A 15241-nucleotide genomic window follows, 5' to 3' on the forward strand; every position below is an offset into this window, starting at 1 on the left:
AGCTGACGAGTGGAAGTGCTACACCTCTCAGTCAAAAGGCTGAGGTTATTGAACCGCTGCCTGATGCGTTGTTTCTAATAGGGGTTCAATGAGCGGCTCAAGTTCGGGCCATACATTGTCGAGGATAATCGGCTGAGCATCGGCGGTAGGGTGAATGCCATCGCTCTGCATTAACGCCTCGTTCAGGGCGATATCCTCCAATAAAAAAGGCACTAGGGAAACGTCATACTCTTCCGCCAGCGAGTGGAAAACCCCGGTGAAGGCGTCTCGGTACGCTTGGCCATAGTTAGGCGGGATATCGATCCCCAGTAGCAGCACCTGAGCACCAGCGTCTTGGCTCTGCTCAATCATACTGGCTAGGTTTGCCTGCATTTGATTGGGTGATAAGCCGCGTAGACCATCGTTGCCGCCCAGCTCAATGAGAACAATATCCGGCTGCCGCTGTCCGAGAAGGTCAGTGAACCTTTGTAATCCTCCAGACGTCGTTTCACCACTAATGCTGGCGTTAATGACTTGGGCATCATCTCCCAAGCGTTCTTCCAGTAGGTTCACCCAGCCCTGATCACGCTCTATGCCGTAAGCGGCGCTTAAGCTATCACCCATCACCAGCAGGGTGGGGCCTGGGTTTGTGTCTGCGTTGACAGGCTCTGCGTTGATAGACGATGAGGCAAAGGTGACTATCAGCAGCACCAGCCATCCGGTTACCATTCGGTTCAGTCCATGCCATGCCATAGGGATGCCACGCTTCATGTCTTATTCCTCAAGTTCAAACTCTTCAAGTTCAAGCTCCTTAGATAAAGCTGCCAATGCTGCTACGGATATATCCATGTCGAGCGAGGCATCCCAAGGTGAGCGCCAAGCTACTACCGACAACCAAGCGGTAGCCGATGTTCCCCGCGGCACTGTTAGGCAAGCCGTGCTGCACGCTGACAAACTTTCTAAAAAAGTCACCAGCGGTGAACGCTCGCTCACCATCTTACACGACCTGTCGCTGAGCGTAGCGGCGGGAGAGAGCGTAGCGATTCTGGGTAAGAGCGGTGCGGGTAAATCAACGCTTTTGGGGCTATTAGCGGGTCTTGATACGCCAAGCGACGGTGAACTAACGCTGTTTGGACACGCATTAAGCCGTTTGGATGAAGATGGTCGAGCAGCGCTGCGTGCCGGACGAGTAGGCTTTGTGTTCCAGAACTTTCAATTGCTGCCCACTTTGAGCGCGCTTGAAAACGTCATGTTGCCCCTTGAATTATCGCCCCGCGCCGGGGAAACGCAAACTGCAGCTCAGTGGTTGGAGCGTGTTGGGCTTGGTGAGCGAGTGAACCACTTACCCAAACAGCTTTCCGGCGGCGAGCAGCAGCGCGTTGCCGTGGCGCGTGCTTTCGTGACCGACCCCGAGCTGGTATTTGCTGATGAGCCCACCGGCAACCTGGATCCGGATACCGGTGGGCAAGTCATAGATCTGCTCTTCCAGCTCAACCATGAGGCGGGCACTACGCTTATTCTGGTTACTCACGACCACGCCTTGGCGCGGCGCTGCGATCGCTGCTTGCGGTTAGATCATGGCAAGTTAGAAGCCGTACTTGAAAACATCGTACCAACTGCCGCTTCGATTGATGAGGGGGCGCAATGAGTGATGTGAATTGGCGTTTAGCCATGCGCAGCCTTAAGCGAGACCTGCGTGCAGCCGATGTACGCGCGCTCTTTATTGCCCTGGTATTGGCCGTCGCAGCTTCCACCATGATCGCGTTTTTTCTGGATCGTCTAGAGCGCGGCTTGGAGCGCCAGGCAGGGCAGATGCTGGGCGGTGATCTGGTGCTGGAACAGCGTGATCCGTTTTCAGCCGAGCTGCGAGAGCGCCTTGAAAGCGCCGGTTTTATACTCAGTGATCAAGTCGACTTGGTGTCGATGATTAGCCGCGACGGGCGTTTTCAACCGGCTAGTTTAAAGGCCGTGGATGACGTCTACCCTCACTACGGTGTTTCTCATGTCGATTTTGGAAATGGCACTGAGCAAATAGACTCAGGCCCCCAGCCCGGAGAAGCATGGGCCGACCCTCGGCTGATCGAACTGGTCGAGATCGAGTTGGGTGATCGCGTCCAGGTGGGACAAACCGAGCTCACCGTAACGGGCATCATCGAGCGTGAAGCGGATCAATCCGGCGGTTTTGGTAATTTTAACCCACGCTTAATGCTGAATACTGCGGATGTCGAAGCCACTGGCCTAGTGCAGGAAGGCTCGCGGATTGAGTTTGAGATTTTAGCGGCGGGCTCACCTGCGGCGCTTGATCAAGTGCAAGGCCTGCTGGCCGAACTACGCCGCGAAGGGGTAGAAGTACGTGACGTACGAGTAGACCGCCCACAGTTGGGCAATGCTTTACAGCGAGCTGAAAGTTATCTGGGGTTAGCCGGTTTAGCCGCGGTATTGCTAGCGGGCGTGGCGGTTGCGATGTCGACTCGCCGCTATGTCGAGCGTCATTTGGATACCGCGGCATTGCTGCGCTGCTTTGGTGCAAGTCAGCGCCAATTAGTGACCATCTTTACCCTTCAGTTAATGGGGCTTGCGTTAGTGGCAGCAGCCATTGGCGCGCTGCTTGGGCTCATTGGTCAAGCGGTACTGATTTGGCTATTGGTAAGCTTTCTACCTATGACGCTACCGCCTCCTGGTCTCATGCCGTTGGGGTTAGGCGTGTTTACGGCCCTAGCCGTGCTGGTGGGGTTTGCTGGCCCCACGCTGCTACGGATTAAACGGGTCAGCGCGTTAAAAGTGCTGCGCCGTGAGCTCGACCCATTGCCGCCTTCGGCTTGGTTAGTTGTCGGCGTGGCCAGTATCGTGTTTGGCGGGCTGCTATGGCTCTACTCAGGTAGCCTACCATTGGCGATCGGACTGTTAATCGGCGGGGCGCTGCTGCTGGGTGTGCTGTGGATGATTAGCGCCTTGTTGCTAAGCGGCTTACTACGCGTTGTTCAGCGTTTTTCTGGGCGCAGTGAATGGTCACAGGCGCTACGTTTGGGTGGCCGTCAATTGGCAAGGCGTCGTCAAGCGGGTCTAGGGCAGTTGCTGGCCTTCTCGGTGACCTTCTTTGCCATGGCAATGATTGTCTTGGTGCGTGGCGACCTGCTAAGCACGTGGCAAGACCAACTGCCTGAAAATACGCCCAACTACTTTGCCATCAATATCCAACCTTCAGAACGCGACCCTTTTGAAGCGGCCGTTTCGCCGCGTGTAGAAACCCGAAGCACTCTCTATCCAATGGTGCGCGGGCGCGTCATTGCGATTAACGATCAGCCTCCCACCGATGCCGTACCACCGGATGCCCGTGGCGACAACTCACTGCGTCGTGAGCTCAACCTTACTTGGCAATCTGAAGTGCCAGAAGGCAACCAAGTGGTGGCTGGCGAGTGGTTCACGCCAGCGCAGCTGGGTAGCAACTCAGGCAGTGAGAGCAGCGATGAAAGCCAAGGCTGGATGAGTGCCGTGGAGGCAACACCACAGTCGGGGCCTGTGCCCATTTCAATGGAGGATGGGCTCGCCGAAAGGCTTGGGCTAAGCATTGGTGATGAGATGACCTTCTCGGTGGGTAGCGACGAGATCACTACCCAAATTACCAGCCTGCGCAGTCTGAATTGGGATAGCTTCCAGCCTAATTTCTTCGTTATTTTCCCGCCGGGCGTGCTGGAGCAGTTTGGCCATAGTTACATCACCGCTTTTCACCTGCCAGACGCGGAACAGGGACTGATTCGTGAGCTGATCACCGACTTCCCAGGCGTCTCGTTGCTTAATGTGGACGCGATTTTAGGTCAGGTGCGGGATGTGCTTGCCCAGGTCACCCGGGCAGTGGAGTTGGTGCTCGCCTTGGTGCTACTGGCAGGGATTAGCGTGCTGTATGCCGCGCTGACCGCAAGCCGCCCGGTGCGTGCCCATGAAAGCGGCCTACTGCGCGTATTTGGCGCAGGCAGCAGAATGATTTCACGGGTACAGGGGGCCGAGTACGCGCTGTTGGGTTTTGCCAGTGGTTTGATGGGCGCAATACTTGCGGAGCTAACCTCGGCCGTACTGTATATTTACCTGCTGGATCTCACCCCGCGTTTGCACCTGGGACTATGGGTTTTCCTTCCCGTTGGCGGGGCGCTATTGATCGGTGTCATTGGGCATGCGCTTTCGCGGGGGTTGCGTCGCCAAGCGCCGGCAGCCAGCCTCGGCCTACTGGGTGAAGCTTAATCCGGTGAGGATTTGACGACTCATGAATCAGCGGGCCAGCCAAAAACCGACGACGGTGGCGCTGATGACAGCTACAAAAAAGACCAGATTACGGGCGCGGGTATCACGACGTGGTTTCATAACGGCACCAATACAGTGTTAAGTACAATGTTAAGTACAAGGTTGAAGTAAAATATGCCTAGCATGGTAACGTTTGTCGTCTGCGCCGTCATCTTACTGATCCAGTGACGCGACCGTTCGTTCAGGATCATTAGCTGTTTATTCAGGACTGTTACTCTATGCCCCAAATCACCCCGGTAGCGCTCTCTGTTGCGCCAAAGCCGCTTTCACTTGCCCAAGGACGCTTAGCGGCGCTGAGCTGGGGGCGTGCTGACGCCCCAACCTGGTTAGCCTTACACGGCTGGCTGGATAATGCGGCCAGCTTTACCCGGTTAGCCCCGCTGTTGGTCGAGGCGTTGGATATTCGTATTGTGGCGCTGGATTTTCGCGGCCATGGTCATTCGGCACACGCGCCACAGGGCGGTGACTATGCCTTATGCGACTATGCTCTTTGGGACTATTGCCATGATGTATTGGATGCCATGGAGTCCTTGGGGCTGGAGCAAACCAGCTTACTGGCCCATTCCATGGGGGCGGCAGTGGCCTGCTTGCTCGCCGCTTCGTTACCCGAACGCGTCGAGCGGCTAACGCTGATTGATGGACTTGGGGCGCTCAATACACCCATTGAAGAGACCGCCAGCCAGCTGCGTAAGGGGCTTACAGCCTACCGTCGGCCGCTGTCACGAGCGCCGCGTTACCCCGATATCGAGAGTGCCATTGCTGCGCGTGTTGCAGGCGGGGTCACGCCGCTGGATAGCATCACGGCAACGCCGCTAGTAGAGCGTAACACCCAGCCTACTGCTGATGGTCATGTGCAAATGCGCACCGACAGCCGGTTACTGAAGCCGTCCCTGGTGCGCTTTACCCCTCAGCAAGTGCTATCGCTACTGGCGGAAATTAACGCACCGCTGCTATTGATAGAAGGCGAGCAGGGAATTTTAGGCGAGCGCCAATGGGCTCAAGAGGCACGGCAAGCGGTCAAAGGATTAACCCGAAAAGTGCTCAAGGGGGGCCACCATTTACACTTGGAGCCTAGAGCAGTGGCGCAAGTTGCCACGGTTATCGGCACTCACTGGGGTAACACTGGTGCCGTTTAAGGGAGGGAACGCAGCATGAATGAATTGGCTCACGTGAGCAGTGGCAATAAAGTCGCTCTGGTATTGGGCAGCGGTGGTGCCCGTGGCTACGCGCATATCGGCGTGATCGAAGCACTGGAGGCGCGGGGATTCGAAATTATTGCCGTATCAGGGTGTTCAATGGGCGCAGTGATTGGCGGTATTTATGCCGCGGGTAAGCTGCCTGAATACCGTGACTGGGTGTGTCAACTCGACTACCTGGATGTGCTCAAACTGGTTGACGTAACCTGGAGCTCAATGGGGGCGATGCGTGCCAGCAAAGTCATGAGCAAACTGGAAGCTCTGGTCGGCGATATTCTGATAGAAGACCTAGCGATCCCCGTCACCACGGTAGCGACAGACCTGGTGCGGCAACGGGAAGTGTGGTTTCAAAGTGGCCCCTTGCTGCAGGCGATTCGTGCCTCAATGGCCGTGCCGGGTGTTATAACCCCTGTTCATCTGGGCGAGCAGGTGCTGGTGGATGGCGGGCTGCTCAACCCGCTGCCGATTATGCCTATGGTAGCCGCGCACCAAGCAGACTTTGTGGTAGCGGTTAATGTGACTGCCCATAGCCCGTTGCCGGTGACCTTGGAGGAGTTACTGCCTAAAGAGGAGGAAGAAGCCGATAGCCGCACCCAAAGCGAGATCGACCGCGATCAACGCATGAGCAGTTGGATAGGCGATGTACGCGCAGCTACCCAAAAACTGTGGGCAGGGCTGGGTGCCAATGGTGATGGCGCAAACGGGGAGAGCGACGACAAAGAGCTAGAAGAAACCACTGAAGCGCGCGGCAAGCGCGAGTGGAGCAAGCTCGATATGATTTTGGAGTCATTCGATATTACCCAGGCGGCGTTGGCCAAGTACAAAGTGGCAGGATATCCACCCGATGTGCTGATCGAAATCCCCAAAACGGTGTGTAGTACTTACGAATTTTACCGGGGCCGAGATTTGATTCGCCTTGGTCGCCACTTGGCAGATGAAGCGCTGGAACGCCGGATGCCCAGTATCGCTTCCGATGCTACCGAGTAACGGCTACTGACCCCGCTTGCGCAGTAGGATGTACACTGCCCCAGTGCCACCATCGAGATCGATGGCCGAGCAGAACGCCAACACCCCCGGCCACTCCCGTAGCCAGGTATTGGTATGGCTTTTGAGTACAGGAAAATCAGAGGTGGTGCCCCACGCTTTGCCATGCACCACCAGCACACAGCGCAGACCTTGCCCCGCTGAATCACGCAGAAAACTCTCCAACTCCGTGCGGGCCTCCTCCAGCGTATAGCCATGCAGATCAAGCCCCGCCTGCCATGCGGTTTGGCCGCGCTTTAGCTGGCTAAACGTGCGCCATGGCAAGTCGGGCACGCTGAACTCGAGGTACTCTGAGGGGCGCACGGCTTCCACCCGGCCATCCGAAGTGCGCCCGCTGGATTGAGGGGCGCTGCTCTCAACCGCCGCGTTGCGCCGTGCTTCATGGGCCTTAACGTCGCGCTTGGGTTTGCCAGGGTCGGCCTGATTGGTGGCGATAGGGCGTACCCCCGCCGCCTTCAAGGCGTCGCGGAAGGCACTGATATCGTCATCATTTGGCAGGTGGCGGTGTCGCGTCATGTCAGGCTCGGGTGGTAGAAAAATGGGGGTAGCACGGGTGAATCAGTTAAAGAAGCACAGTATAGCGGGCTGAGCGTTGCTGTGAACCGGGCGGCGTGAAAGGTACAATCTTTTATTCGTCATATGGCTCAGGTTCTATTGCCTGCAGTCATGATTATCGTTAACCAGGAGCCGCTGTGACCACGCATCTAAATGTTGAGCATTCTCACTCAACCCTTTCCCTGTCGGAGTCGTTGCTGGTGAGCCAGCTCTTTACGCTGCGCGACTACCTGCGCTGGGTCTCCAGCGAGTTTTATCTGGCGGGCCTGCACTATGGCCATGGTACCGATTCTGCCTGGGATGAGGCGGTGGCACTCTGCTTGGGCGCGCTGCACCTGCCGTGGAATATCGACCCCAGTGTGCTAGAGGCGCGGCTGCTGCCCGTGGAGCGTCAGCGGATTATTGCCCTGGCGCGGGAGCGTGTTACCACCCGCCGCCCGCTGCCTTATCTGCTCGGCGAGAGCTTCTTTGCCGGTCACCCGTTTAGCGTTGACGAGCGCGTGCTGATTCCGCGCTCGCCGATTGCCGAGTTGATTGAAGACGGCTTTGCCGCCTGGTTTCCCGAAGAGCCGCCTGCTAGCGTGCTGGATCTATGCACTGGCTCCGGTTGTATCGGCATTGCTACGGCACTCTATTTGCCCACTTGTGAAGTGGCGCTTGCTGATATCAGCCAGGATGCCCTGGCTGTGGCACGGCAAAATATTACCCGCCATGATGTGGGAGACCGGGTGCGAGCGGTGGAATCGGATGTATTCAGCGGCTTGGAAGGTCGACGTTTTGATCTCATCGTCTCCAACCCGCCCTATGTTGATGCCCGCGACTTGGCCACCATGCCTGCTGAGTTCCGCCATGAACCCTCCTTGGCACTGGGGGCAGGCAGCGATGGCTTGGATATCGTGCGGCGCATACTCCGTGAAGCGCGGGAACACCTAACCGATGAGGGTTGGCTGATCGTAGAAGTCGGCAACTCTGATCGCCATGTGGAAGCGGCGTTTCCCGACGTGCCTTTCCTATGGCTTGAATTCGAGCGTGGCGGCCAGGGCGTATTTGCCTTGAGCGCCGCTGAACTCGACGCCCATGTGGCGTCTTTCCAGTGAGGAACTAATCGCCATGTCTGGCAATACGTTTGGCAAACTATTTACCGTCACTACCTTTGGTGAGAGTCACGGCCCTGCGCTCGGCGCGATCGTTGATGGCTGCCCGCCTGGGTTACCGTTAAGCGAAGCAGATTTACAGCATGATCTGGATCGCCGTCGGCCGGGCAGTTCGCGGCATACTACCCAGCGCAAAGAACCTGATCAGGTGCGCATCCTGTCAGGGGTGTTTGAAGGCAAGACCACCGGCACCTCTATTGGCCTGTTAATCGAAAATACCGATCAGCGCTCTAACGACTACTCAAAAATCAAAGAGCAGTTTCGGCCAGCGCATGCGGATTACACCTACCACCATAAATATGGCCACCGTGACTACCGCGGCGGTGGGCGCTCCAGCGCCCGTGAAACCGCTATGCGAGTGGCGGCAGGGGCGATTGCCAAGAAATATTTGGCCGCCCAAGGTGTTCAGATTCGCGGTTATATGAGCCAGCTAGGCCCCATCAAGATTGATTTCAAACAGTGGGAAGCGGTGGGTCAAAATGCCTTTTTCTGCCCTGACCCGGAGCGCGTAGCAGAACTGGAAGCCTACATGGATCAGCTGCGCCGCGATCAGGATTCGGTAGGTGCTGAGATCACCGTGATTGCCGAAGGGGTGCCGGTAGGGCTGGGCGAACCGGTGTTTGACCGCCTGGATGCTGACCTGGCGCATGGTTTGATGAGTATTAATGCGGTAAAAGGTGTGGAGATAGGCGCAGGGTTTGGTTGTGTCGCTCAGCGGGGCAGTGAACACCGTGACGAGATGACGCCTGAAGGCTTTCTCTCCAATCATGCTGGTGGCGTGCTGGGCGGTATTTCCAGCGGCCAACCCATTGTGGCTCGTTTGGCGCTAAAACCGACGTCCAGCATTACCACGCCTGGCCGCTCTATCGATATCCATGGACAGGCCGTCGAAGTGATTACCAAAGGGCGTCACGACCCCTGTGTGGGTATTCGCGCAACGCCCATCGCTGAGGCGATGATGGCGATTACGTTGCTGGATCACTGGCTGCGTCATCGCGGCCAAAATAGTGAGGTGAGCGTTGATACGCCGCGTTTAACCCAGCGCTAGCGCAATACGGTGAGGTTTGCAGTTCACTGCTACACTCAAACAAAACAGTGCAGGAGCCGCCTATGAAGATTAACGTTGAATTTGATCTTACCCCGGACGAATTTCGCCAATCTCTGGGTCTGCCGGATGTCGAAGCTTTCCAGAAAAACCTGCTGGAAAATATCCAGCGGCAAATGGAGTCTGGGGTAGAGGGCTACGACCCCATGAGTCTTATGAGGCCCTTTCTCCAGCAGCCGATGATGCAGCAAGGGCTCTCGCAGGGACTGTCTCAAGGGCTATCTGAAGGACTGTCTCAAGGGCTAGCCAACTTCGGCACTTATCAGCAAATGATGCTGGATATGTTGCGCCAAGCGGGCAGCGCCAGCACTAATGCCACTAGTGCGTCCTCGTCTAACGGCAGTGCGGCTGAACAGGGTGGTAACACCAGCTCTAAAAGCAGTGCGGCGAGTTCCAGGGCGAGCAGTACTAATAATAGTAGTGCCAATAAAAGTACCAGTAGTGGTGGTAAGGCCAAGTCAACAGCGTCGTCGCGCTCCCGTTCCGGCTCAAGCACACGTTCAACATCCAAGCGCAGTGATTCATAAATCAGTAACGATAGACTGGCAAAAATAGATTGTGGGGAAGTGGATTGAAAGATCGCTGATGGCGATGTGAGAGAGGCAATGCGGAGACGTTTTGCAGCGTTACTGAATGCAGCTACTTAAAACAGTGTCGCTGTTGCAATGCAGCATGCCAGGGACTACTCTTTTTGCAGTGCAGCAAATCAAGGCAAGACAAGCTACATCACGATGAGTCACTCCAAGGCTCATGCCAAGGAACTAAACAGGAGCAGACACTATGCAAGACAATATGATGGACGCCTTCAACGCCCAAACTAAGCAAATGTTTGAGCCCATGCGTAAAATTAATTCGCTGATGCTCAACAACATGGAAAAAATGACCCAGTATCAGCTGGAAGCCATGAAGCGCTACAGCCAGATGGGTACAGAGCGCATTCGTAGCGCCACTGAAATTCAAGACGCAGAAAGCCTGCGTGATTTCGGCACCAAGCAAGCTGAAATGATGAACGAGCTTTCCCAGCAGATGCAGGAAGACGCGCGCGTCATGAGCGAAATGAGCCTGCAGTTTAAGTCTGAAATGGAAAAAATGTTCAGCGAAGCCGGTCAGCAAATGTCCGAGCAAGCCAAGGCGGCTACAAAAAGCGAGCAACCTGCCAAAGCCTCTAGTCAGTCATCGCGCAAAAGCTGATTAGTGACCTCATCGCGGCGCCCAAGGGCGCCGCGATGCATTTATAAGTTTTAATTTATATATGCTTACATAGCCAAAGTGGTCGGTGCGCCCGATGATAGGCGTAGGGAGAATGAGTATGCAGTCAGCGTGGCACAATCCGTTCCAGGCAATATCACAAGGGCTATCTGACAGCCTGTCTGAAGGGCTTTCTCAAGGACTGCCTGAAGGGTTATCCCCAGAGGAAATTGAAGCCTGGAATAATCAGCTTAAAGAGATTAGCGAACAGTACCAAGGATTGATGCAGGATCTGCTTTCCCGTATTGCGCCCAGTGAAGCCGCCGACTCAATTTACAGTGATATGCGTGAAAGCTTTGAAGCGGGTGCTCAGTCATTAATGCAAAACCCTACGCTGCTGTGGGAAACCCAGAACCGTTTGCTTCAAGACCAGTGGCTATTGTGGCAACAGGCCCTGCGTGGCATGGCTGGCGAGCAAATAACGCCGCTGATTACCCCGGCTAAAAGTGACCGTCGCTTCAAAGATGAAGCCTGGACTCAAAACCCCCACTATATGGCCATTATGCAGCAGTACTTACTGTTCTCGCAGATGGTGGAAGAGCTGGTTGAAAACTTAAGTGGGTTGGATGAAACCCAGAAGCGTAACTTGATGTTTTACGCGCGCCAGTTGGTCAACGCGATGGCGCCCACTAACTTTATAACTACCAATCCAGAGGTCATGCGCTGCACCATTGAAACCCGTGGTCAAAACCTAGTGGATGGTCTGGCCCGTCTACGTGAAGATTTAGGTAACTCTGGTGAAGGCATTAATGTCCGCATGACAGACCGCGCCGCCTTTGGCGTAGGCGAAAACATAGCGGTAACGCCCGGTTCAGTGGTGTATGAAAACGAACTGATTCAGTTGATCCAATACACGCCAACGACGGAAAAGACCTTTAAAACGCCATTGCTAATGGTGCCGCCGTGGATCAATAAGTACTACATTCTCGATCTGCGTGAAGATAATTCCATGGTGAAGTGGCTGGTGGATCAGGGCCATACGGTGTTCCTGATCTCCTGGCGTAATCCTGGCCCGGAGCAGCGCGATATTACCTGGGCCGACTATATGCAGATGGGGCCGATCAGCGCGATAGAAGCTATCGAGCAGGCCTGCGGCGAGAAGTCGGTTAATCTTCTCAGCTACTGTGTCGGCGGCACGTTAACGGCATCTACGGTAGCGTACCTCACCAGCACCCGCCGTGGGCGCAAAGTAAAGTCGGTGACCTATATGGCCACGCTGCAGGATTTTCGTGATCCTGGCGATATCGGCGTATTTCTCAATGAGCGGGTGGTTGAAGGCATTGAGCAAACTCTTGAGGCGAAGGGCTACCTTGATGGCCGCTCAATGGCTTACACCTTCAACTTGCTGCGTGAGAATGATCTGTTTTGGTCGTTCTACATTAATAACTATTTGAAGGGCGAGACGCCTGCCGCCTTTGATCTACTCTACTGGAATACTGATGGTACCAATTTAACTGCAGGTACCCATGCCTGGTATTTACGCCATATGTATTTAGAGAACCGCTTGGTTGAGCCAGGTGGCATTGAGCTGGATGGCGTGAAAATTGATCTGCGCAAGGTGTCGGCGCCCAGCTATTTTATCTCCACCAAAGAAGACCACATCGCCAAATGGAACAGCACCTACTATGGGGCGTTGCTACCCAAGGGGCCAGTGACCTTTGTGCTAGGCGGCTCGGGGCATATCGCAGGTATCGTCAACCCACCCCATAAGAACAAGTATAGCTACTGGACTAACGACACACTGCCCGAAAGCCATGAGGAGTGGCTTGCAAGTGCTACGGCTCAGGAAGGCTCCTGGTGGCCTCACTGGCAGGCATGGATGACCGACAATGGCTATGCCAATAGCGAAAAAATGGTGCCCGTGCGCCAACCAGGGGACGGTGAACTCAACATTATTGAGCCTGCGCCGGGCCGCTACGTGAAGATGACAATCCCTGAAGTGTTGGGGGAAATCCCGTCTTCTTCGTAATTGGCATAGGCGAATAGCCTAAGGTTTCGCGAGCTGCAGCTCCCTCCCACTAAAAAGCCCGCTGACATTTTTGTCAGCGGGCTTTTCTTCGCCACTGTCAGTTTCGAATGAGATAGTCGAAAGCACCCAGCGATGCCTTGGCGCCTTCGCCCATGGCGATGATGATCTGCTTGTAGGGCACGGTAGTTACATCGCCTGCGGCGAAGACGCCGGGCACGGATGTCATACCGTGAGCATCGACGATGATCTCACCGCGGGGCGTCATTTCAATCGGAGAGCCTTTCAACCACTCGGTGTTAGGCACCAGACCAATCTGAACAAAAATGCCTTCCAGCGCGATGGATTTGCTCTCGTCGGACGTGCGGTCTTTATAGTTCAAGCCATTCACACGGCTGCCATCGCCCGTTACTTCGGTGGTTTGTGCGTTGAGGATAATATCGACGTTAGGCAGACTCTTGAGCTTTTTCTGCAGCACCGCGTCGGCACGCATCTCACCCATAAACTCTACGAGCGTGACATGGCCGACAATACCCGCCAGATCGATCGCCGCTTCAACGCCAGAGTTACCGCCACCAATCACCGCTACCCGCTTACCTTTGAACAGCGGACCGTCACAGTGAGGGCAGTAAGCCACCCCTTTGTTGCGGTACTGCTGTTCGCCGGGCACATTCATTTCGCGCCAGCGGGCGCCCGTCGCCAGTACCAGGGTTTTGCTCTTAAGCGTCGCACCCGACTCAAAGGTGACTTCGTGCAGCCCACCTTCCGCCTCGGCTGCTTTAAACGCCGTGGCAAGCTGCAGGTTCATGACATCGACTTCGTAATCTTTTACGTGCTCTTCAAGCGCGCTAACTAGCTTGGGGCCTTCGGTATGGGAAACGGAGATAAAGTTTTCAATTCCCATGGTGTCAGCCACCTGACCACCGAAACGCTCAGCGGCAATGCCGGTGTTAATGCCTTTGCGTGCTGAGTAAATGGCGGCCGCCGCGCCTGCCGGGCCACCACCAATGACGAGCGTATCGAAAGCGGCTTTCTCGTTGAGCTTTTTGGCGTCGCGTTCGGCAGCACCGGTATCTACCTTGGCCAGAATCTGTTCAAGCGTCATGCGGCCTTGATCGAACGGCTTACCGTTCAGATAGATGCTTGGCACCGACATGATTTCCCGCGACTCAACTTCGTCCTGAAACAGTGCCCCGTCAATAGCGACGTGACGAACGTTCGGGTTGAAGATAGCCATGAGGTTAAGCGCTTGAACCACGTCAGGGCAGTTCTGGCACGAGAGCGAGTAGTAAGTCTCGAAAAGCATCTCGCCGTCGAGGGCTTTGATTTGGTCGAGTAGCTCAGCAGACGTTTTAGGCGGATGACCGCCGACTTGCAGCAGTGCCAACACCAGCGACGTGAACTCGTGGCCCATGGGGATACCGGCAAACACCACGCCAGTTTCTTCACCCGGGCGGTTAATCGCAAACGATGGCGTGCGGTCGTCCTGGCCATCGCTGTGTAGGGTAATCTGATCGCTCAGGCTGCTGATGTCCTCAAGCAGGCCGAGTAGTTCTTGTGACTTGGCACCGTCATCGAGGGAGGCAACGATCTCGAACGGCTGAGTCACTTTTTCCAGATACGCTTTTAACTGGGATTTTAAATTGGCGTCCAGCATGACAGTAGCTTCCTCGCAAGTAACAGACGTATTAAATACACGCGTGTGACGGCGCTAATCATTAATAATTTAAAACTGTTTTAAAACAGAACGCCCGGGCGAAACCCGGGCGTTGAACCTGCACGCTCTTGCGCCACGCAAATAAGAGCAAGCGCGTGAAAGCCGTAGGCGGTTTAGATTTTGCCTACAAGATCCAGTGAAGGTGCCAGCGTTTCTTCGCCTTCTTTCCATTTAGCCGGGCACACTTCGTTCGGGTTGGCACGAACGTATTGAGCGGCTTTCACTTTACGCAGCAGCTCTTCGGCGTTACGGCCGATATTGCCAGCGTTGATTTCGACAATTTGGATTTTACCGTCTGGGTCGACAACGAATGTGCCGCGCTCAGCAAGACCCGCGTCTTCAATCAAGACTTCGAAGTTACGTGAAATCCGTAGCGTCGGATCGGCGATCATTGGGTACTGCAGCTTGCCGATGGTCTCTGAGCTGTCGTGCCATGCTTTGTGAGTGAAGTGGGTATCGGTCGAAACGCTGTAGATCTCAACGCCCAGCTTCTTGAACTCGGCATAGTGATCGGCCAAATCGCCCAGCTCAGTGGGGCAAACAAAGGTAAAGTCGGCCGGGTAGAAGAAGAAAATAGACCACTGGCCTTGCAGATCAGCTTCACTTACGTCGACGAATTCGCCATTCAGGTAAGCAGTGGCTTTAAACGGTTTTACTTCAGTGTTGATCAAGGACATTCAGATAATCTCCAGTTGTCATGAGCGAAGGGTTTATAAAGTAGTGCTAATGCTAACGGCTAGCGACTAATGTCTAAAATTAAAAAAAGCCATCTAGCCAATAGCATTGCCCTATTGGCGTACCACAAGATCCTGTTTTACTAGCTACTTAATGGGGTCGGTAGGGCAAAATACAAGAATTTTTCACATTGGCTTGCGGTAGGCGTCACTGCACCGCAAAATTCGCACGGTCAGTAATATGGCCTACGCTATTGTTAGCCGCTGAGGGCTGTTGCCGGCAGCAGCAGGGCGCACTTGGTATGAA

13 protein-coding genes are annotated in these 15241 nt (G+C 55.1%); 9 read left to right on the plus strand and 4 right to left on the minus strand.

The genetic code is table 11. The annotated features are described in order from the left end of the window. Window positions 1-45 precede the first annotated feature (45 nt). Entirely contained in the window at window positions 46-750 is a 705-nt protein-coding gene (locus tag AC4EYZ_RS21050; RefSeq protein WP_022522759.1) for an arylesterase, read from the minus strand. Between the two features lie 76 nt (window positions 751-826). Between AC4EYZ_RS21050 and AC4EYZ_RS21055 the strand changes: the two genes are divergently transcribed. From AC4EYZ_RS21055 to AC4EYZ_RS21070, 4 genes are all read left to right on the plus strand, one after another. Further along, window positions 827-1627, plus strand: coding sequence for an ABC transporter ATP-binding protein (locus AC4EYZ_RS21055; RefSeq protein ID WP_022522761.1), 801 nt, complete (start codon window positions 827-829; stop codon window positions 1625-1627). Then, window positions 1624-4215 carry an ABC transporter permease gene (locus AC4EYZ_RS21060; protein WP_022522762.1) on the plus strand — a complete coding sequence of 864 codons (2592 nt, stop codon included), beginning with the start codon at window positions 1624-1626 and terminating at the stop codon, window positions 4213-4215. The genes AC4EYZ_RS21055 and AC4EYZ_RS21060 overlap by 4 nt, the downstream gene beginning before the upstream one ends. A 278-nt stretch (window positions 4216-4493) precedes the next feature. Next, a complete protein-coding gene (locus AC4EYZ_RS21065; RefSeq protein ID WP_022522764.1) occupies window positions 4494-5411 on the plus strand; it encodes an alpha/beta fold hydrolase in 918 nt (305 codons plus the stop codon). 15 nt (window positions 5412-5426) lie between these two features. Then, window positions 5427-6458, plus strand: a complete 1032-nt coding sequence (locus tag AC4EYZ_RS21070) for a patatin-like phospholipase family protein (RefSeq protein WP_022522765.1) — start codon at window positions 5427-5429, stop codon at window positions 6456-6458. 3 nt (window positions 6459-6461) lie between these two features. Here the strand turns inward: AC4EYZ_RS21070 and AC4EYZ_RS21075 are convergent, their stop codons facing one another. Next, window positions 6462-7031, minus strand: a complete 570-nt coding sequence (locus tag AC4EYZ_RS21075) for a Smr/MutS family protein (protein ID WP_022522766.1) — start codon at window positions 7029-7031, stop codon at window positions 6462-6464. Window positions 7032-7207: 176 nt separating this feature from the next. On the opposite strand from AC4EYZ_RS21075, the gene prmB reads away from it, so the two are divergent. The 5 genes from prmB to phaC all read left to right on the plus strand — a co-directional run bounded on the left by prmB (window position 7208) and on the right by phaC (window position 12546). Continuing rightward, the gene (gene prmB / locus AC4EYZ_RS21080; RefSeq protein ID WP_009287957.1) at window positions 7208-8167 is read left to right on the plus strand and encodes a 50S ribosomal protein L3 N(5)-glutamine methyltransferase; all 960 of its coding nucleotides are present in this window, start codon (window positions 7208-7210) and stop codon (window positions 8165-8167) included. Window positions 8168-8180: 13 nt separating this feature from the next. Then, window positions 8181-9272 carry a chorismate synthase gene (gene aroC / locus AC4EYZ_RS21085; RefSeq protein WP_053857021.1) on the plus strand — a complete coding sequence of 364 codons (1092 nt, stop codon included), beginning with the start codon at window positions 8181-8183 and terminating at the stop codon, window positions 9270-9272. 62 nt (window positions 9273-9334) lie between these two features. Continuing rightward, window positions 9335-9856 (plus strand): hypothetical protein, encoded by a 522-nt coding sequence (locus AC4EYZ_RS21090; RefSeq protein ID WP_022522768.1) that lies wholly within the window; start codon window positions 9335-9337, stop codon window positions 9854-9856. Window positions 9857-10109: 253 nt separating this feature from the next. Beyond that, window positions 10110-10520, plus strand: coding sequence for a phasin family protein (locus AC4EYZ_RS21095; protein WP_007113285.1), 411 nt, complete (start codon window positions 10110-10112; stop codon window positions 10518-10520). Window positions 10521-10638: 118 nt separating this feature from the next. Next, complete coding sequence (phaC, locus tag AC4EYZ_RS21100) at window positions 10639-12546, plus strand: class I poly(R)-hydroxyalkanoic acid synthase (RefSeq protein WP_490204001.1); 1908 nt, start codon at window positions 10639-10641, stop codon at window positions 12544-12546. 97 nt (window positions 12547-12643) lie between these two features. Here the strand turns inward: phaC and ahpF are convergent, their stop codons facing one another. Further along, on the minus strand, window positions 12644-14200 hold the full coding sequence (gene ahpF, locus AC4EYZ_RS21105) for an alkyl hydroperoxide reductase subunit F (protein WP_161463666.1): 1557 nt from the start codon (window positions 14198-14200) through the stop codon (window positions 12644-12646). Between the two features lie 173 nt (window positions 14201-14373). Next, window positions 14374-14937 carry an alkyl hydroperoxide reductase subunit C gene (ahpC, locus tag AC4EYZ_RS21110; protein WP_027958409.1) on the minus strand — a complete coding sequence of 188 codons (564 nt, stop codon included), beginning with the start codon at window positions 14935-14937 and terminating at the stop codon, window positions 14374-14376. Window positions 14938-15241 lie beyond the last annotated feature (304 nt).

Source organism: Vreelandella sp. 162(4c), from assembly GCF_058152265.1.

Excerpts from the sequence above, each read along its gene's own strand:
- AC4EYZ_RS21050 (WP_022522759.1), bottom strand. The coding sequence starts at position 750 with ATGAAGCGTGGCATCCCTATGGCATGGCATGGACTGAACCGAATGGTA.
- AC4EYZ_RS21055 (WP_022522761.1), top strand. The coding sequence starts at position 827 with ATGTCGAGCGAGGCATCCCAAGGTGAGCGCCAAGCTACTACCGACAAC.
- AC4EYZ_RS21060 (WP_022522762.1), top strand. The coding sequence starts at position 1,624 with ATGAGTGATGTGAATTGGCGTTTAGCCATGCGCAGCCTTAAGCGAGAC.
- AC4EYZ_RS21065 (WP_022522764.1), top strand. The coding sequence starts at position 4,494 with ATGCCCCAAATCACCCCGGTAGCGCTCTCTGTTGCGCCAAAGCCGCTT.
- AC4EYZ_RS21070 (WP_022522765.1), top strand. The coding sequence starts at position 5,427 with ATGAATGAATTGGCTCACGTGAGCAGTGGCAATAAAGTCGCTCTGGTA.
- AC4EYZ_RS21075 (WP_022522766.1), bottom strand. The coding sequence starts at position 7,031 with ATGACGCGACACCGCCACCTGCCAAATGATGACGATATCAGTGCCTTC.
- aroC (WP_053857021.1), top strand. The coding sequence starts at position 8,181 with ATGTCTGGCAATACGTTTGGCAAACTATTTACCGTCACTACCTTTGGT.
- AC4EYZ_RS21090 (WP_022522768.1), top strand. The coding sequence starts at position 9,335 with ATGAAGATTAACGTTGAATTTGATCTTACCCCGGACGAATTTCGCCAA.
- AC4EYZ_RS21095 (WP_007113285.1), top strand. The coding sequence starts at position 10,110 with ATGCAAGACAATATGATGGACGCCTTCAACGCCCAAACTAAGCAAATG.
- phaC (WP_490204001.1), top strand. The coding sequence starts at position 10,639 with ATGCAGTCAGCGTGGCACAATCCGTTCCAGGCAATATCACAAGGGCTA.
- ahpF (WP_161463666.1), bottom strand. The coding sequence starts at position 14,200 with ATGCTGGACGCCAATTTAAAATCCCAGTTAAAAGCGTATCTGGAAAAA.
- ahpC (WP_027958409.1), bottom strand. The coding sequence starts at position 14,937 with ATGTCCTTGATCAACACTGAAGTAAAACCGTTTAAAGCCACTGCTTAC.